Source organism: Pseudomonas sp. TE21435, assembly GCF_056279265.1.
In genome coordinates, this window is sequence record NZ_JBWBQZ010000001.1 from 2,010,939 (window position 1) to 2,028,485 (window position 17,547).

Consider the following 17,547-nt stretch of genomic DNA (forward strand, 5'->3'; position numbering starts at 1 on the left):
GGAGCGGGCTTGCCCCGCGACAAGGCCTTGCAGGCGACTCATCGTTGCCTGGCCGGACGCAATCGCGGGGCAAGCCCGCTCCCACGCAGCGTAATGCCGAGGGAATGAGCTTGAAATCGAGGATCGGGATGTTACGGAATTTGCCTGACTGCAACCACTGAAAAGCCGACCTGTGCATGCCGCTGTGATCCACAACCAGCAAGATGCCGACAAATTTGCCATCATGTCCATTCCACCCGCGGAGATCATGGACATGCCGCTACGCCCCCTCCTCGCCTCGCTGCTGCTGGCCGCCAGCCTTACGGCCCAGGCCGCCACCGAGGTCATTCCCTTGCAACACCGCAGCAGCGCCGAACTGCTGCCCGCCGCCCAGTCCTTCCTGGGCAAGGACGGCAGCGTCAGCACCTTCGAGGACAAGCTGATCGTCAACGCCAGCCAGGAACGCATTGACGATCTGCGCGCCCTGCTGCAACAGCTCGACACCGCGCCCAAACGCCTGCTGATCAGCGTCGACAACAACGACAGCAACTTCCAGGACAACCGCGGCAATGCCCGCGTGATCCGCTACGGCACCGCCAACCGCGAAGGCGGCATGCAGCAGGTACAGGCCAGCGACGGCCAGCCGGCACTGATCCAGGTGGGCCAGAGCATCCCCGTCACCAGTACTTCCACCGACGGTTACGGGCGCATCCAGAGCAACACCGAATACCGCAACGTTACCCAGGGCTTCTACGTCACGCCACGCCTGAGCGGTGATAACGTTCGCCTGCAAATCAGCACCAATAACGACCGAATGAGCCAGGAACGTGCCGATGTAGTGAAAGTGCAGAGCACCGACACGACCGTCACCGGCAAGCTCGGCGAGTGGATCACCCTGGCCGGATTCAACCAGCAGAGTCAGTCCGATCGCAGTGCGTCAAGCCTCAGTTACAGCACCCAGCGCGGTGAAAACATGACTTTGCGAGTCAAAGTCGACCTTCTCGACTGAACCCAGGCAATTCAAGGCCTCGACCAAGGGCCTTGAAACTGACCGCCAAGTCGCATTAGACCAAAGATGTAGTAAGCCGAAAAAAGCACTACAAAATGTTTGACAGGCTCTTTTCGCCAAGGGCATGATGGCCTCGCTCCCGCTAATCAGAGGCCCTGGCAAGGGTCTTCGAGGTGCGCTCCTCCCACCGTGGAGGCACCTCGTGTCCATACGGCCCACAAGGCGGTTCGACGGGATTGCGACTGCAACGAAGAAGTTGTCCCGAGGGACGGAAGCGCATCACCGCAGTTCTGGCAATCGCGTCGCACCGCAGCAAGGCATCCACGAGCCAACCTGCAGGGCACACCTTCGCCTGGCCTGCCCACCCTTCCCCTTCGCACTTCCCCGTTCGCCGCCGCACTCCCCCGGACAGCGCAGCCTGGCCCTCTGACCCGCGTATCCGAGCATCAGCACAATTACACTCAAGATCGATGCGACGAGGTTTATTTCCATGGCACTGACACGCGAACAGCAAATTGCAGCCCTCGAGAAAGACTGGGCCGAAAACCCGCGCTGGAAAGGCGTGACCCGTACCTACACCGCCGCCGATGTCGTTCGCCTGCGTGGCTCGCTGCAACCAGAGCACACCCTGGCTCGCCAGGGCGCGGAAAAACTGTGGAAGCTGGTCACCCAAGGTGCCCACCCGTCCTTCCGCCCAGAAAAAGATTTCGTCAACTGCATGGGCGCCCTGACCGGCGGCCAGGCAGTGCAACAGGTCAAGGCCGGCATCCAGGCCATCTACCTGTCCGGCTGGCAGGTTGCCGCCGACAACAACTCGGCCGAGTCGATGTACCCCGACCAGTCGCTGTACCCGGTGGATTCGGTACCGACCGTGGTCAAGCGCATCAACAACTCGTTCCGCCGCGCCGACCAGATCCAATGGAAAGCTGGCAAGAACCCAGGTGACGAAGGCTACATCGACTACTTCGCACCAATCGTGGCTGACGCCGAAGCCGGTTTCGGCGGCGTACTGAACGCCTACGAACTGATGAAGAACATGATTGAAGCGGGCGCCGCCGGCGTGCACTTCGAAGACCAGCTGGCCTCGGTGAAAAAATGCGGCCACATGGGCGGCAAGGTACTGGTACCGACCCAGGAAGCCGTACAGAAGCTGGTGGCTGCCCGTCTGGCCGCCGACGTTGCCGGTGTACCGACCATCATCCTGGCCCGTACCGACGCCAACGCCGCTGACCTGCTGACCAGCGACTGCGACCCCTACGACCAGCCGTTCGTGATCGGCGAGCGCACCCGTGAAGGCTTCTACAAAGTCCGCGCCGGCCTCGACCAGGCGATCTCCCGCGGCCTGGCCTACGCGCCGTATGCCGACCTGATCTGGTGCGAAACCGCCAAGCCGGACCTGGACGAAGCCCGTCGCTTCGCCGAAGCGATCAAGAAGGAATACCCGGACCAACTGCTGTCGTACAACTGCTCGCCTTCCTTCAACTGGAAGAAGAACCTGGACGACGCCACCATCGCCAAGTTCCAGCGCGAACTGTCGGCCATGGGCTACAAGCACCAGTTCATTACCCTGGCCGGCATCCACAACATGTGGCACGGCATGTTCAACCTGGCGCACGACTACGCCCGCAACGACATGACCGCCTACGTGAAGCTGCAAGAGCAGGAATTCGCCGACGCCAGTAAAGGCTACACCTTCGTGGCGCACCAGCAGGAAGTCGGCACCGGCTACTTCGACGACATGACCACCGTGATCCAGGGTGGTGCATCGTCGGTAACCGCACTGACCGGTTCGACCGAGGAAGAGCAGTTCCACTGAGTCTGGTGAACTGAACAGAAAGCCCAGGTTCCGCAAGGTTCCTGGGCTTTCCGCTTTTTTAGGGCGGCTTTAGCCGCGATGCAGGCAACGCGGTATCTGGCACCCGCTTCGCGGGTGATCGCGGCTGAAGCCGCTCCTACAGCAATCGCGTCGCACCAGCAAAGTTGCAGATCAGGTCTAAGCTTGTGGCTACCCCATAGCAAGGACTGCCCATGCCCCGCCCTGGCCACCTGCTCACCATCGCCGTCGCAGCCGCCACCTGCTATCTATATGCACTGGCGAGCGACAATGCCCTGCTTGGCCTACTGGTCAAACCCATTCCGGTACTGGCCCTGATCGCCTGGCTTAGGACCATGCCCACCACGCCCTACCGTCGCTGGATCATGATCGGCTTGGCCTTCTCGGTACTGGGCGACATCCTCCTGGCCATCCCCCGCGATCTGTTCGTGTTCGGCCTGGCCGCATTCCTTTGCGCCCACCTGGCGTACCTTCGCGGTTACTGCAGCCTGACCCAGCGCCCGGCCTACCCGTCACTGGCCCTCGCACTGCTGGTGGGCGCCTCGCTGTTCGGCCTGCTCGCCAGCCACGGCCTGGGCCCACTGCTGATCCCGGTGGCGCTGTATGCCCTGGCGATCGGCTGCATGCTCTGGCGCGCCTTGGGCTGCGGCGGTGTCGCCGCACTGGGTGCCTGCGCCTTCGTCTTCTCCGACAGCCTGATCGGCATCGACCGCTTCGTCAGCCCGTTTGCCGCTGCCGAGTACCTGATCATCCTGTCCTACTGGCTCGGCCAGTGGCTCATTGCCGCGTCGGTCAGCCGCAGCACAAACGACAAAGCATTGATCCAGAGCGGTACGCGCTGCGCCGGAAGCTGCTAGAACGAGAGTTTTTCGCATTTGCAAGTGGGCAGATCGGTTGATGAACTTTGCAAGGCCCAGAACAGCTAAAACAATACAGCTCAGGTTAAATGATATTAATTATCATTACGCAACTAGCCAGTCATTACGCGAGGTAAGAAACATAATTAACAAATCCACGTGCAATGCCCGAAACTCAAGGCTTTCAGCCAGTTACGAAAGATTTTTGTTCTTAAACCTACGAATAAATTTGCAACGGAAATTTTACTTGCACTGGGTTTACCCATAAAATCAGCGCGATTGATTCAGCTGCGACATTTGGTCACTGCGTCTGCGACACCACGTCGCCGCTCTACTTATTTCAGACTGCAGAGCTGGGTCTCTGTATAAGGATTTCTAGCATGTCCGATTCGGCAGGACTCATCGCCCACAACTGGGGCTTTGCCATCTTCCTCCTGGGTGTCGTCGGCCTGTGTGCCTTCATGCTCGGCCTGTCCAGCCTGCTCGGTAGCAAGGCCTGGGGTCGCGCCAAGAACGAACCCTTCGAATCCGGCATGCTACCCGTCGGCAGCGCCCGCCTGCGCCTGTCCGCCAAATTCTATCTGGTCGCGATGCTGTTCGTGATCTTCGATATCGAAGCCCTCTTCCTGTATGCATGGTCTGTGTCCGTCCGCGAAAGCGGCTGGACCGGATTCGTCGAAGCACTCGTTTTCATAGCAATTCTGTTGGCAGGTCTTGTCTACCTATGGCGCGTCGGGGCGCTCGATTGGGCTCCCGAAGGTCGCCGCAAGCGGCAAGCGAAGCTGAAACAATGAGGCTTTGGCATGCAATACAATCTCACCAGAATCGATCCGGACGCACCTAACGAGCAGTATCCGGTCGGTGAACGGGAAACCGTCACCGATCAACTGCTGGAAGACCAGGTCCACAAGAACATCTACATGGGGAAACTCGAAGATGTGCTGCGTGGCGCGGTCAACTGGGGTCGCAAGAACTCCCTCTGGCCGTACAACTTCGGCCTTTCCTGCTGCTACGTGGAAATGACCACGGCCTTCACGGCGCCCCACGACATCGCCCGCTTCGGCGCCGAAGTCATCCGGGCCTCGCCGCGTCAGGCCGACTTCATGGTCATCGCCGGTACCTGCTTCGTGAAGATGGCGCCGATCATTCAGCGCCTGTACGAGCAGATGCTCGAACCCAAGTGGGTCATCTCCATGGGCTCGTGCGCCAACTCCGGCGGCATGTACGACATTTACTCGGTCGTTCAGGGGGTCGACAAGTTCCCTCCCCGTGGACGTGTACGTGCCCGGCTGCCCACCGCGCCCCGAGGCGTTCCTGCAAGGCTTGATGCTGCTGCAGGAGTCGATCGGCCAGGAGCGACGCCCGCTTTCCTGGGTGGTTGGCGATCAAGGCATCTACCGTGCCGAGATGCCCGCCCAGAAAGACCTGCGTCGCGAACAGCGTATCGCGGTAACCAACCTGCGCAGCCCCGACGAAGTCTGATCCAGCGACCTGCCGCCCGCTCCCCCAGGAGCCGGCGGCCTGGCTTCATTCTTAACGTTGACCCAAAGCGACCGAGACCATGACAGCGGACAACGCTATTTATATTCCGCCTTACAAGGCTGACGACCAGGATGTGGTCGTCGAACTGCACAACCGATTCGGCGCCGACGCTTTCGTCGCCCAGGAAACCCGTACCGGCATGCCGGTACTGTGGGTAAAGCGTGCCCAGCTCAAGGAAATCCTCACCTTCCTGCGCAACGTCGCCAAGCCGTACAGCATGCTGTACGACCTGCACGGCGTCGACGAGCGCCTGCGCACTCAGCGCCGCGGCCTGCCGGCCGCCGACTTCAGCGTGTTCTACCACCTGCTGTCGGTCGAGCGTAACAGCGACGTGATGATCAAGGTGTCGCTGAGCGAAGGCGACCTGAACCTGCCCACCGTGACCGGCATCTGGCCCAACGCCAACTGGTACGAGCGTGAAGTCTGGGACATGTTCGGCATCGACTTCGCCGGCCACCCGCACCTGAGCCGCATCATGATGCCGCCGACCTGGGAAGGTCACCCGCTGCGCAAGGACTACCCCGCCCGCGCCACCGAATTCGACCCCTACAGCCTGACCCTGGCCAAGCAGCAGCTTGAAGAGGAATCGGCACGCTTCAACCCGGAAGCCTGGGGCATGAAGCGTTCGGGTGCCAACGAGGACTACATGTTCCTCAACCTCGGCCCCAACCACCCTTCGGCCCACGGTGCCTTCCGTATCGTCCTGCAGCTGGACGGCGAAGAGATCGTCGACTGCGTCCCGGACATCGGCTACCACCACCGTGGCGCCGAGAAGATGGCCGAGCGTCAGTCGTGGCACAGCTTCATCCCCTACACCGACCGTATCGACTACCTCGGCGGGGTGATGAACAACCTGCCGTACGTACTGGCGGTGGAAAAGCTGGCCGGCATCCAGGTGCCGCAGAAGGTCGACGTGATCCGCATCATGCTCGCCGAATTCTTCCGCATCACCAGCCACCTGCTGTTCCTGGGTACCTACATCCAGGACGTCGGCGCCATGACCCCGGTGTTCTTCACCTTCACCGACCGCCAGCGCGCCTACACCGTGATCGAGGCGATCACCGGTTTCCGCCTGCACCCGGCCTGGTACCGCATCGGTGGCGTCGCCCACGACCTGCCGCGCGGCTGGGACAAGCTGGTCAAGGACTTCGTCGAATGGCTGCCCAAGCGCCTCGACGAATACACCAAGGCTGCCCTGCAGAACAGCATCCTCAAGGGCCGTACCATCGGCGTCGCCGCGTACAACACCAAGGAAGCCCTGGCCTGGGGTACCACCGGTGCCGGCCTGCGCTCCACCGGTTGCGACTTCGACCTGCGCAAGGCGCGCCCCTACTCCGGCTACGAGAACTTCGAGTTCGAAGTACCGCTGGCCCACAACGGCGATGCCTACGATCGCTGCATGGTCCGTGTCGAGGAAATGCGCCAGAGCATCCGCATCATCGACCAGTGCCTGCGCAACATGCCGGAAGGCCCGTACAAGGCGGATCACCCGCTGACCACGCCGCCGCCGAAAGAGCGCACCCTGCAGCACATCGAGACCCTGATCACCCACTTCCTGCAAGTCTCGTGGGGCCCGGTCATGCCGGCCAACGAGTCGTTCCAGATGATCGAGGCGACCAAGGGCATCAACAGTTACTACCTGACGAGCGATGGCGGCACCATGAGCTACCGCACCCGGATCCGTACCCCGAGCTACCCGCACCTGCAGCAGATCCCTTCGGTGATCAAAGGCAGCATGGTCGCGGACCTGATCGCGTACCTGGGCAGTATCGACTTCGTTATGGCTGACGTGGACCGCTAAGCATGAACAGCACGCTTATCCAAACCGACCGTTTCGCCCTGAGCGAAACCGAGCGCTCGGCCATCGAGCACGAGATGCACCACTACGAGGACCCGCGCGCGGCGTCCATCGAAGCCCTGAAGATCGTGCAGAAAGAGCGCGGCTGGGTGCCGGATGGCGCCATCTACGCCATCGGCGAAGTGCTGGGCATCCCCGCCAGCGACGTCGAGGGCGTGGCCACCTTCTACAGCCAGATCTTCCGCCAGCCGGTCGGCCGCCACATCATCCGCGTGTGCGACAGCATGGTCTGCTACATCGGCGGCCATGAGTCGGTGGTCAGCCAGATCCAGAGCGAGCTGGGCATCGGCCTCGGCCAGACCACCGCGGACGGGCGTTTCACCCTGCTGCCGGTGTGCTGCCTGGGCAACTGCGACAAGGCCCCGGCGCTGATGATCGACGACGACACCTTTGGCGACGTGCAACCTGCCGGCGTCTCCAAGCTGCTGGAGGGTTACGTATGACCATCACTTCCTTCGGCCCGGCCAACCGCATCGCGCGCTCGGCCGAAACCCACCCGCTGACCTGGCGCCTGCGTGACGACGGCGAGCCGGTCTGGCTGACCGAGTATGAATCGAAGAACGGCTATGCCGCCGCGCGCAAGGCGCTGGCCGACATGTCCGCCGACGACATCGTGCAGAGCGTCAAGGACTCCGGCCTCAAGGGCCGTGGCGGCGCGGGCTTCCCCACTGGCGTGAAGTGGGGCCTGATGCCCAAAGACGAATCCATGAACATCCGCTACCTGCTGTGCAACGCGGACGAAATGGAGCCCAACACCTGGAAAGACCGCATGCTGATGGAGCAACAGCCCCATCTGCTGATCGAGGGCATGCTGATCAGCGCCCGCGCGCTGAAGGCCTACCGTGGCTACATCTTCCTGCGTGGCGAATACACCACCGCAGCGAAGAACCTCAACCGCGCCATCGATGAAGCCAAGGCCGCCGGCCTGCTGGGCAAGAACATCCTCGGCAGCGGTTTCGACTTCGAGCTGTTCGTGCACACCGGTGCCGGCCGCTACATCTGCGGCGAAGAAACCGCGTTGATCAACTCGCTCGAAGGCCGTCGCGCCAACCCGCGCTCCAAGCCGCCCTTCCCTGCCGCCGTCGGCGTGTGGGGCAAGCCGACCTGCGTGAACAACGTCGAGACCCTGTGCAACGTGCCGGCCATCGTCGCCAACGGCAACGACTGGTACAAGTCGCTGGCCCGCGAAGGCAGCGAAGACCACGGCACCAAGCTGATGGGCTTCTCCGGCAAGGTGAAGAACCCGGGCCTGTGGGAGCTGCCGTTCGGCGTCACCGCCCGCGAGCTGTTCGAGGACTACGCCGGCGGAATGCGCGACGGCTTCAAGCTCAAGTGCTGGCAGCCTGGTGGCGCCGGTACCGGCTTCCTGTTGCCCGAGCACCTCGATGCGCAAATGTATGCCGGTGGCATCGCCAAGGTCGGCACCCGTATGGGTACAGGCCTGGCCATGGCGGTCGACGACAGCGTCAACATGGTGTCCTTGCTGCGCAACATGGAAGAGTTCTTCGCCCGCGAATCGTGCGGCTGGTGCACCCCTTGCCGTGACGGCCTGCCGTGGAGCGTGAAGATGCTGCGCGCACTGGAAAACGGCCAGGGCCGCGCCGAAGACATCGAGACCCTGCTGGGGCTGGTCAACTTCCTCGGCCCAGGCCGTACCTTCTGTGCTCACGCACCAGGTGCCGTCGAGCCGTTGGGCAGTGCCATCAAATACTTCAGGTCCGAGTTCGAGGCCGGTGTCGCGCCAGCAACTGCTACCGACACTCTGCGCCCGAACCTGGCGAAGCCGATTGTGGTCGGCGCATAAAAAGATAGAACGCGGGTGGTCCGTGCCACCCGCCAGCCTGCAGGCCGGCCCGTATGAAGCGTGGCGTGCCACAGGCGTACAGATTTCCATTAGCCACGCCCGCTCACGCGGGCCAACGAAGAACTTTGAACAATGGCCACTATCCACGTAGACGGCAAAGCGCTCGAAGTCAACGGTGCGGACAACCTGTTACAGGCGTGTCTGTCACTCGGCCTCGATATCCCTTATTTCTGCTGGCACCCGGCGCTTGGTAGCGTCGGTGCCTGCCGGCAGTGTGCGGTCAAGCAGTACACCGACGAGAACGACACCCGTGGTCGTATCGTCATGTCCTGCATGACCCCTGCCTCCGACGGCACCTGGATCTCCATCGAAGACGAAGAGTCCAAGGCGTTCCGCGCCAGCGTCGTCGAATGGCTGATGACCAACCACCCGCACGACTGCCCGGTGTGCGAGGAAGGCGGTCACTGCCACCTGCAAGACATGACGGTAATGACCGGCCACAACGAGCGCCGCTACCGTTTCACCAAGCGTACCCACCAGAACCAGGACCTCGGCCCGTTCATCGCCCACGAGATGAACCGCTGCATCGCCTGCTACCGCTGCGTGCGCTACTACAAGGACTACGCCGGCGGCACCGACCTGGGCGTATACGGCGCCCACGACAACGTGTACTTCGGTCGCGTCGAAGACGGCGTGCTGGAAAGCGAGTTCTCCGGCAACCTCACCGAGGTCTGCCCGACCGGTGTGTTCACCGACAAGACCCACTCCGAGCGCTACAACCGCAAGTGGGACATGCAATTCGCCCCGAGCATCTGCCATGGCTGCTCCAGCGGTTGCAACATCAGCCCCGGCGAGCGCTACGGCGAACTGCGCCGCATCGAGAACCGCTTCAACGGCTCGGTGAACCAGTACTTCCTGTGCGACCGCGGCCGCTTCGGCTACGGCTACGTCAACCGCAAGGACCGCCCACGCCAGCCACACCTGGCCGACGGCACCAAGCTGTCCCTCGACGCCGCCCTGGACAAGGCCGCCGACCTGCTGCGCGGCCGCACCATCGTCGGTATCGGCTCGCCACGCGCCAGCCTCGAGAGCAACTACGGCCTGCGCGAGCTGGTCGGTGCCGAATACTTCTACTCCGGTATGGAAGCTGGCGAACTGGCCCGCGTGCGCCTGGCGCTGAACGTGCTGAACGACAGCCCGCTGCCGGTGCCGACCCTGCGCGACATCGAAGACCACGACGCCGTGTTCGTGCTCGGCGAAGACCTCACCCAGACCGCCGCCCGTGTTGCCCTGGCCGTGCGCCAGGCCACCAAGGGCAAGGCCGAGGCCATGGCCGACGCCATGCGCGTGCAGCCTTGGCTGGACGCCGCGGTGAAGAACATCGGCCAGCACGCGCTGTACCCGCTGTTCATCGCTTCGCTGGCTGAAACCAAGCTGGACGACGTGGCCGAAGAGTGTGTACACGCCGCACCTGCGGACCTGGCCCGCATCGGTTTCGCGGTGGCCCACGCCATCGACCCAAGCGCCCCTGCCGTCGAAGGCCTGGACACTGAAGCCAAGGCCCTGGCCCAGCGCATCGCCGACGCCCTGGTCGCTGCCAACCGCCCGCTGGTGGTCGCCGGTACCTCGCTGGCGGATCCTGCGCTGATCGAAGCCGCCGCCAACATCGCCAAGGCCCTCAAGCTGCGCGAGAAGAACGGTTCGCTGAGCCTGGTCGTGCCTGAGGCCAACAGCCTGGGCATGGCGATGATGGGCGGTGAGTCCGTCGACGCGGCGCTGGACGCCGTGATCAGCGGCAAGGCCGACGCCATCGTCGTGCTGGAAAACGACCTGTACGCCCGCGTACCGGCCGCCAAGGTCGACGCAGCCATGGCCGCGGCCAAGGTGGTGATCGTCGCCGACCACTCGAAAACCCCAACAGTCGACCGCGCCCACCTGGTGCTGCCAGCCGCCTCGTTCGCCGAAGGCGACGGCACCCTGGTCAGCCAGGAAGGCCGTGCCCAGCGCTTCTTCCAGGTGTTCGACCCGCAGTACCTGGACAGCAGCATCCAGATCCACGAAGGCTGGCGCTGGATGCACGCCCTGCGTGCGACCCTGCTGAACAAGCCGGTGGACTGGACCCAACTGGACCACGTCACCAGCGCCTGCGCCGAAGCCGCCCCGCAACTGGCCGGCATTGTCAACGCAGCGCCAAGCGCCGCATTCCGCATCAAGGGCATGAAACTGGCCCGCGAGCCGCTGCGCTACTCTGGCCGTACCGCCATGCGCGCCAACATCAGCGTGCACGAGCCGCGTACCCCACAGGACAAGGACACCGCGTTCGCCTTCTCCATGGAAGGCTACTCGGGCTCGGCCGAACCGCGCCAGCAGGTGCCGTTCGCCTGGTCGCCGGGCTGGAACTCGCCGCAAGCCTGGAACAAGTTCCAGGACGAAGTCGGTGGCCACCTGCGTGCCGGTGACCCGGGCGTGCGCCTGATCGAGTCGCAAGGCGATCGCCTGAGCTGGTTCAGCGCCATCCCGGGCGCGTTCAACCCGGCTCGCGGCACCTGGACCGCGGTACCTTTCTTCCACCTGTTCGGCAGCGAAGAGTCCTCTTCCCGCGCCGCCCCGGTGCAGGAGCGCATTCCGGCCGCCTACGTCGGCCTGGCCAAGTCCGAAGCCGACCGCCTGGGCGTCAACGACGGTGCGATGCTGAGCCTGAACGTGGCCGGCGTGTCACTGCGCCTGCCGCTGCGTATCAATGAAGAACTGGGCGCTGGCCTGGTTGCGTTGCCCAAAGGCCTGGCCGGCATTCCGCCCGCCATCTTCGGTGCAGCCGTCGAAGGCCTGCAGGAGGCAGCACAATGAGCTGGTTCACCCCCGAAGTGATCGATGTGATCATTCAGGTCGTCAAGGCCATCGTGGTGCTGCTGGCCGTGGTGGTCTGCGGCGCGCTGCTCAGCTTCGTCGAGCGTCGCCTGCTGGGCTGGTGGCAGGACCGCTACGGCCCGAACCGCGTCGGCCCGTTCGGCATGTTCCAGATCGCCGCCGACATGCTGAAGATGTTCTTCAAGGAAGACTGGAACCCGCCCTTCGTCGACAAGATGATCTTCACCCTGGCGCCTGTGGTGGCCATGAGTGCGCTGCTGATCGCCTTCTCGATCATCCCGATCACCCCGGGCTGGGGCGTGGCCGACCTGAACATTGGCCTGCTGTTCTTCTTCGCCATGGCCGGCCTGTCGGTCTACGCCGTGCTGTTCGCCGGCTGGTCGTCGAACAACAAGTACGCCCTGCTCGGCAGCCTGCGGGCCTCGGCGCAGACCGTGTCGTACGAAGTGTTCCTGGGCCTGGCGCTGATGGGCGTGGTGGTGCAGGTGGGTTCGTTCAACATGCGCGACATCGTTGACTACCAGGCCCAGAACCTGTGGTTCATCATTCCGCAGTTCTTCGGCTTCTGCACCTTCTTCATCGCTGGCGTCGCCGTGACCCACCGTCACCCGTTCGACCAGCCGGAAGCGGAACAGGAACTGGCCGACGGCTACCACATCGAATACGCCGGCATGAAATGGGGCATGTTCTTCGTCGGTGAGTACATCGGCATCATCCTCATCTCGGCGCTGCTGGTGACCCTGTTCTTCGGTGGCTGGCACGGCCCGTTCGGCCTGCTGCCGCAGGTGCCGTTCCTGTGGTTCGCCCTGAAGACCGCGTTCTTCATCATGCTGTTCATCCTGCTGCGCGCCTCGATCCCGCGCCCACGCTATGACCAGGTGATGGACTTCAGCTGGAAGTTCTGCCTGCCGCTGACCCTGATCAATTTGCTGGTGACCGCTGCGATCGTGCTTTACAACACGCCAGCCGTCGCGGCCCAGTGAGGATTTGACCCATGTTCAAGTATATCGGCGACATCGTTAAGGGCACCGGCACCCAGCTGCGCAGCCTGGCAATGGTGTTCTCCCACGGGTTCCGCAAGCGCGACACCCTGCAGTACCCCGAAGAACCCGTGTACCTGCCGCCGCGCTACCGTGGCCGCATCGTCCTCACCCGCGACCCCGACGGCGAGGAGCGCTGCGTGGCGTGCAACCTCTGCGCGGTGGCCTGCCCGGTCGGCTGTATCTCGCTGCAGAAGGCCGAGACCGAGGACGGCCGTTGGTACCCCGAGTTCTTCCGCATCAACTTCTCGCGCTGCATCTTCTGCGGCCTGTGCGAAGAGGCGTGCCCGACCACCGCGATCCAGCTGACTCCGGATTTCGAAATGGCCGAGTTCAAGCGTCAGGACCTGGTGTACGAGAAAGAAGATCTGCTGATCTCCGGCCCCGGCAAGAACCCTGACTACAACTTCTACCGTGTTGCGGGTATGGCGATCGCTGGCAAGCCGAAGGGCTCAGCACAGAACGAAGCCGAGCCGATCAACGTGAAGAGCTTGCTCCCATAAGGACAGAAAGATGGAATTCGCTTTCTACTTCGCATCCGGTGTCGCCGTTGTCTCCACGCTGCGCGTGGTGACCGGCACCAACCCGGTGCACGCCCTGCTCTACCTGATCATCTCGCTGATTTCCGTGGCGATGATCTTCTTCTCCCTCGGCGCCCCCTTCGCCGGTGCCCTGGAAGTGATCGCCTACGCCGGTGCCATCATGGTGCTGTTCGTCTTCGTGGTGATGATGCTCAACCTCGGGCCGGCCTCGGTCGCCCAAGAGCGTGGCTGGCTCAAGCCGGGTATCTGGGCGGGGCCTGTGATCCTCGCCGCCCTGCTGCTGCTGGAGCTGCTCTACGTGCTGTTCGTCACCCCGTCGGGCGCCGCCATCAGCGGTACCACCGTCAGCGCCAAAGAGGTCGGCATCAGCCTGTTCGGGCCGTACCTGCTGGTGGTCGAACTGGCGTCGATGCTGCTGCTCGCGGCAGCCGTCACCGCCTTCCACCTGGGCCGCAACGAGGCGAAGGAGTAAATCATGGGTGCTATCCCTCTCGAGCATGGTCTGGCGGTCGCCGGCATCCTGTTCTGCTTAGGTCTGGTTGGCCTGATGGTCCGCCGCAACATCCTCTTCGTGCTCATGAGCCTGGAAGTCATGATGAACGCCGCTGCCCTGGCGTTCATCGTCGCCGGTGCCCGTTGGGTCCAACCCGACGGCCAGGTGATGTTCATTCTGGTGATCAGCCTGGCAGCCGCCGAGGCCAGCATTGGCCTGGCGATCCTGCTGCAGCTGTATCGCCGCTTCCACACTCTCGACATCGATGCTGCCAGTGAGATGCGCGGATGAACCTTATCTTCCTGACGTTCGTATTCCCCCTGATCGGCTTCCTGCTGCTGTCGTTCTCGCGCGGCCGCTGGTCCGAGAACCTGTCGGCGCTGATCGGCGTCGGCTCGGTCGGTCTGTCGGCGGCCACCGCCGCCTACGTGATCTGGCAGTTCAACGTTGCCCCGCCTGAAGGCGGCGCTTACAGCCAGCTGCTGTGGCAGTGGATGTCGGTGGACGGCTTCGCGCCGAACTTCACCCTGTACGTGGATGGCCTGTCGGTCACCATGCTGGGCGTGGTCACCGGCGTGGGCTTCCTGATCCACCTGTTCGCCTCCTGGTATATGCGTGGCGAAGCCGGCTACTCGCGCTTCTTCTCGTACACCAACCTGTTCATCGCCAGCATGCTGTTCCTGGTGCTGGGCGACAACCTGCTGTTCATCTACTTCGGCTGGGAAGGCGTGGGCCTGTGCTCGTACCTGTTGATCGGTTTCTACTACAGCAACCGCAACAACGGTAACGCGGCACTGAAGGCATTCATCGTCACCCGCATCGGCGACGTGTTCATGGCCATCGGCCTGTTCATCCTGTTTGTCCAGCTGGGTACCCTGAACGTGCAGGAACTGCTGGTACTGGCGCCGCAGAAGTTCCAGGCCGGTGACACCTGGATGGTCCTGGCGACCCTGATGCTGCTGGGTGGCGCGGTCGGTAAATCGGCCCAGCTGCCGCTGCAGACCTGGCTGGCCGACGCGATGGCCGGCCCGACCCCGGTTTCGGCACTGATCCACGCCGCCACCATGGTGACCGCGGGCGTGTACCTGATCGCCCGTACCAACGGCCTGTTCCTGCTGGCGCCGGATGTGCTGCACCTGGTCGGCGTCGTGGGCGGCGTGACCCTGGTCCTGGCCGGCTTCGCCGCCCTGGTGCAGACCGACATCAAGCGTATCCTCGCCTACTCGACCATGAGCCAGATCGGCTACATGTTCCTGGCCCTGGGCGTCGGCGCCTGGGACGCGGCGATCTTCCACCTGATGACCCACGCCTTCTTCAAGGCCCTGCTGTTCCTTGCCTCCGGTGCGGTGATCGTCGCCTGCCACCACGAGCAGAACATCTTCAAGATGGGCGGCCTGTGGAAGAAGCTGCCGCTGGCCTATGCCAGTTTCGTGGTCGGTGGCGCCGCCCTGGCCGCCCTGCCGATCCTGACCGTGGGCTTCTACTCCAAGGACGAGATCCTCTGGGAAGCCTTCGCCAGCGGCAACAGCGGCCTGCTGTACGCCGGCCTGGTCGGCGCATTCATGACCTCGCTGTACACCTTCCGCCTGATCTTCATCGCCTTCCACGGCGAAGCCAAGACCGAAGCCCACGCCGGCCACGGCATCAGCCACTGGCTGCCGCTGGGCGTGCTGATCGTGCTGTCGACCTTCGTCGGCGCCTGGATCCACCCGCCACTGGCAGGCGTGCTGCCTGAAAGCGCCGGCCACGCCGGTGGCGAAGCCAAGCACTCGCTGGAAATCGCCTCGGGCGCCATCGCCATCGCCGGTATCCTGCTGTCGGCCCTGCTGTTCCTGGGCAAGCGTCGCCTGGTCACCGCGATCGCCAACAGTGGTATCGGTCGCGTCCTGTCGGCCTGGTGGTTCGCTGCCTGGGGCTTCGACTGGATCTACGACAAGCTCTTCGTCAAACCTTACCTGCTGATCAGCCACATCCTGCGCAAGGATCCGGTTGACCGCAGCATCGGCCTCATTCCTCGCCTGGCTCGCGGCGGTCACGTCGCCATGAGCAAAACCGAGACCGGCCAGCTGCGCTGGTACACCGCTTCGATCGCCGTCGGTGCCGTACTGGTACTCGGTGCCGTGGTAGTGGCCGCGGTATGACCATGAATCTTGCGACTTTGCCAAAGGAAACCAACCCGTCATGATTTTGCCTTGGCTGATCCTGATCCCCTTCATCGGCGGCTTCCTGTGCTGGCTGGGTGAGCGCTTCGGCTCCACCCTGCCGCGCTGGATCGCGCTGCTGACCATGTCCCTGCTGCTTGGCATCGGCCTGTGGCTGTGGGCGAACGGCAACTACACTCTGGCCCCGGCGCCGGGTGCCGAACCGGCCTGGGCCCTCGAATACAAGGTCGAGTGGATCAAGCGCTTCGGCATCAGCATCCACCTGGCCCTCGACGGCCTGTCGCTGCTGATGATCCTGCTCACCGGCCTGCTCGGCGTGCTGTCGGTGCTGTGTTCGTGGAAAGAGATCCAGCGCCACGTCGGCTTCTTCCACCTCAACCTGATGTGGATTCTCGGCGGCGTGGTCGGTGTGTTCCTGGCCCTGGACCTGTTCCTGTTCTTCTTCTTCTGGGAAATGATGCTGGTGCCGATGTACTTCCTCATCGCGCTCTGGGGTCACAGCTCGTCGGACGGCAAGAAGACGCGGATCTACGCGGCGACCAAGTTCTTCATCTTCACCCAGGCCAGCGGCCTGATCATGCTGGTGGCGATCCTCGGTCTGGTGCTGGTCAACTACAACAGCACCGGCGTAATCACCTTCAATTACAGCGACCTGCTCAAGGCCGAACTGCCGGCCGGCGTCGAGTACATCCTGATGCTGGGCTTCTTCATCGCCTTCGCGGTGAAACTGCCGGTGGTGCCGTTCCACTCCTGGCTGCCGGACGCCCACGCCCAGGCGCCGACCGCCGGTTCCGTGGACCTGGCCGGTATCCTGCTGAAGACTGCGGCCTACGGCCTGCTGCGCTTCGCCCTGCCGCTGTTCCCGAACGCTTCGGCCGAGTTCGCGCCGATCGCCATGACCTTGGGCCTGATCGGTATCTTCTACGGGGCCTTCCTGGCCTTCGCGCAAACCGACATCAAGCGCCTGGTGGCCTTCTCCAGCGTTTCGCACATGGGCTTCGTGCTGATCGGCATCTACTCCGGCAGCCAGCAGGCCCTGCAGGGCGCGGTGATCCAGATGCTGGCCCACGGCCTGTCGGCCGCCGCGCTGTTCATCCTGGCCGGCCAGCTGTACGAGCGCCTGCACACCCGTGACATGCGCGAGATGGGTGGCCTGTGGCACCGCATCGCTTATCTGCCAGCCATCAGCCTGTTCTTCGCCGCCGCCTCACTGGGCCTGCCGGGTACCGGCAACTTCGTCGGCGAGTTCCTGATCCTGATCGGCAGCTTCGCCCACGTCCCATGGATCACCGTGATCGCCACCACCGGCCTTGTGTTCGGCTCGGTGTACTCGCTGATCATGATCCACCGCGCCTACTTCGGCCCGGCCAAGGCCGACACCGTGCTGGCCGGCATGGACAGTCGCGAGCTGATCATGGTGCTGGGCCTGGCTGGCCTCTTGATCCTGCTGGGCGTGTATCCGCAGCCGTTCCTCGACACCTCTGCCGCCACCATGAGCGGTGTGCAGCAGTGGCTCGGTTCCGCTTTCACTCAACTCGCTTCGGCCCGGTAAGAGCGCT

The 17,547-nt window shown here is 63.4% G+C and carries 14 protein-coding genes and 1 pseudogene; all 15 read left to right on the forward strand.

The features are described 5' to 3' along the window. Positions 1 to 223: 223 nt before the first annotated feature. Positions 224 to 988, forward strand: a complete 765-nt coding sequence (locus ACZ9C1_RS08960) for a secretin N-terminal domain-containing protein (protein ID WP_173862476.1) — start codon at positions 224 to 226, stop codon at positions 986 to 988. 490 nt (positions 989 to 1,478) lie between these two features. Further along, positions 1,479 to 2,804 (forward strand): isocitrate lyase, encoded by a 1,326-nt coding sequence (gene aceA / locus ACZ9C1_RS08965; RefSeq protein ID WP_110700796.1) that lies wholly within the window; start codon positions 1,479 to 1,481, stop codon positions 2,802 to 2,804. 212 nt (positions 2,805 to 3,016) lie between these two features. After that, a complete protein-coding gene (locus ACZ9C1_RS08970) occupies positions 3,017 to 3,679 on the forward strand; it encodes a lysoplasmalogenase (protein WP_476253891.1) in 663 nt (220 codons plus the stop codon). Positions 3,680 to 4,059: 380 nt separating this feature from the next. Next, positions 4,060 to 4,473 (forward strand): NADH-quinone oxidoreductase subunit A, encoded by a 414-nt coding sequence (locus tag ACZ9C1_RS08975; protein WP_011534614.1) that lies wholly within the window; start codon positions 4,060 to 4,062, stop codon positions 4,471 to 4,473. Between the two features lie 9 nt (positions 4,474 to 4,482). Further along, a pseudogene (locus ACZ9C1_RS08980) lies at positions 4,483 to 5,161 on the forward strand (NuoB/complex I 20 kDa subunit family protein). Between the two features lie 79 nt (positions 5,162 to 5,240). Next, on the forward strand, positions 5,241 to 7,022 hold the full coding sequence (gene nuoC, locus ACZ9C1_RS08985; protein ID WP_023630474.1) for an NADH-quinone oxidoreductase subunit C/D: 1,782 nt from the start codon (positions 5,241 to 5,243) through the stop codon (positions 7,020 to 7,022). 2 nt (positions 7,023 to 7,024) lie between these two features. After that, positions 7,025 to 7,522: an NADH-quinone oxidoreductase subunit NuoE gene (nuoE, locus tag ACZ9C1_RS08990; RefSeq protein ID WP_012313767.1), complete on the forward strand. Its 498-nt coding sequence runs from the start codon at positions 7,025 to 7,027 to the stop codon at positions 7,520 to 7,522. Then, complete coding sequence (nuoF, locus tag ACZ9C1_RS08995) at positions 7,519 to 8,883, forward strand: NADH-quinone oxidoreductase subunit NuoF (RefSeq protein WP_476253892.1); 1,365 nt, start codon at positions 7,519 to 7,521, stop codon at positions 8,881 to 8,883. The genes nuoE and nuoF overlap by 4 nt, the downstream gene beginning before the upstream one ends. Before the next feature lie 132 nt (positions 8,884 to 9,015). Continuing rightward, positions 9,016 to 11,730 carry an NADH-quinone oxidoreductase subunit NuoG gene (gene nuoG / locus ACZ9C1_RS09000; RefSeq protein ID WP_111533048.1) on the forward strand — a complete coding sequence of 905 codons (2,715 nt, stop codon included), beginning with the start codon at positions 9,016 to 9,018 and terminating at the stop codon, positions 11,728 to 11,730. Next, positions 11,727 to 12,734 (forward strand): NADH-quinone oxidoreductase subunit NuoH, encoded by a 1,008-nt coding sequence (gene nuoH / locus ACZ9C1_RS09005; protein ID WP_046855038.1) that lies wholly within the window; start codon positions 11,727 to 11,729, stop codon positions 12,732 to 12,734. The genes nuoG and nuoH overlap by 4 nt, the downstream gene beginning before the upstream one ends. 11 nt (positions 12,735 to 12,745) lie before the next feature. Then, complete coding sequence (nuoI, locus tag ACZ9C1_RS09010) at positions 12,746 to 13,294, forward strand: NADH-quinone oxidoreductase subunit NuoI (protein ID WP_003251442.1); 549 nt, start codon at positions 12,746 to 12,748, stop codon at positions 13,292 to 13,294. Between the two features lie 10 nt (positions 13,295 to 13,304). Then, positions 13,305 to 13,805: an NADH-quinone oxidoreductase subunit J gene (gene nuoJ / locus ACZ9C1_RS09015; protein ID WP_023631348.1), complete on the forward strand. Its 501-nt coding sequence runs from the start codon at positions 13,305 to 13,307 to the stop codon at positions 13,803 to 13,805. A 3-nt stretch (positions 13,806 to 13,808) separates the two neighbouring features. Continuing rightward, entirely contained in the window at positions 13,809 to 14,117 is a 309-nt protein-coding gene (nuoK, locus tag ACZ9C1_RS09020) for an NADH-quinone oxidoreductase subunit NuoK (protein ID WP_023631349.1), read from the forward strand. Beyond that, entirely contained in the window at positions 14,114 to 15,967 is a 1,854-nt protein-coding gene (gene nuoL / locus ACZ9C1_RS09025; protein ID WP_102685133.1) for an NADH-quinone oxidoreductase subunit L, read from the forward strand. The genes nuoK and nuoL overlap by 4 nt, the downstream gene beginning before the upstream one ends. A gap of 40 nt (positions 15,968 to 16,007) precedes the next feature. Continuing rightward, a complete protein-coding gene (gene nuoM / locus ACZ9C1_RS09030) occupies positions 16,008 to 17,540 on the forward strand; it encodes an NADH-quinone oxidoreductase subunit M (RefSeq protein ID WP_102685132.1) in 1,533 nt (510 codons plus the stop codon). The last annotated feature ends 7 nt before the right edge of the window (positions 17,541 to 17,547 follow it).

Excerpts from the sequence above, each read along its gene's own strand:
- ACZ9C1_RS08960 (WP_173862476.1), top strand. The coding sequence starts at position 224 with ATGTCCATTCCACCCGCGGAGATCATGGACATGCCGCTACGCCCCCTC.
- aceA (WP_110700796.1), top strand. The coding sequence starts at position 1,479 with ATGGCACTGACACGCGAACAGCAAATTGCAGCCCTCGAGAAAGACTGG.
- ACZ9C1_RS08970 (WP_476253891.1), top strand. The coding sequence starts at position 3,017 with ATGCCCCGCCCTGGCCACCTGCTCACCATCGCCGTCGCAGCCGCCACC.
- ACZ9C1_RS08975 (WP_011534614.1), top strand. The coding sequence starts at position 4,060 with ATGTCCGATTCGGCAGGACTCATCGCCCACAACTGGGGCTTTGCCATC.
- nuoC (WP_023630474.1), top strand. The coding sequence starts at position 5,241 with ATGACAGCGGACAACGCTATTTATATTCCGCCTTACAAGGCTGACGAC.
- nuoE (WP_012313767.1), top strand. The coding sequence starts at position 7,025 with ATGAACAGCACGCTTATCCAAACCGACCGTTTCGCCCTGAGCGAAACC.
- nuoF (WP_476253892.1), top strand. The coding sequence starts at position 7,519 with ATGACCATCACTTCCTTCGGCCCGGCCAACCGCATCGCGCGCTCGGCC.
- nuoG (WP_111533048.1), top strand. The coding sequence starts at position 9,016 with ATGGCCACTATCCACGTAGACGGCAAAGCGCTCGAAGTCAACGGTGCG.
- nuoH (WP_046855038.1), top strand. The coding sequence starts at position 11,727 with ATGAGCTGGTTCACCCCCGAAGTGATCGATGTGATCATTCAGGTCGTC.
- nuoI (WP_003251442.1), top strand. The coding sequence starts at position 12,746 with ATGTTCAAGTATATCGGCGACATCGTTAAGGGCACCGGCACCCAGCTG.
- nuoJ (WP_023631348.1), top strand. The coding sequence starts at position 13,305 with ATGGAATTCGCTTTCTACTTCGCATCCGGTGTCGCCGTTGTCTCCACG.
- nuoK (WP_023631349.1), top strand. The coding sequence starts at position 13,809 with ATGGGTGCTATCCCTCTCGAGCATGGTCTGGCGGTCGCCGGCATCCTG.
- nuoL (WP_102685133.1), top strand. The coding sequence starts at position 14,114 with ATGAACCTTATCTTCCTGACGTTCGTATTCCCCCTGATCGGCTTCCTG.
- nuoM (WP_102685132.1), top strand. The coding sequence starts at position 16,008 with ATGATTTTGCCTTGGCTGATCCTGATCCCCTTCATCGGCGGCTTCCTG.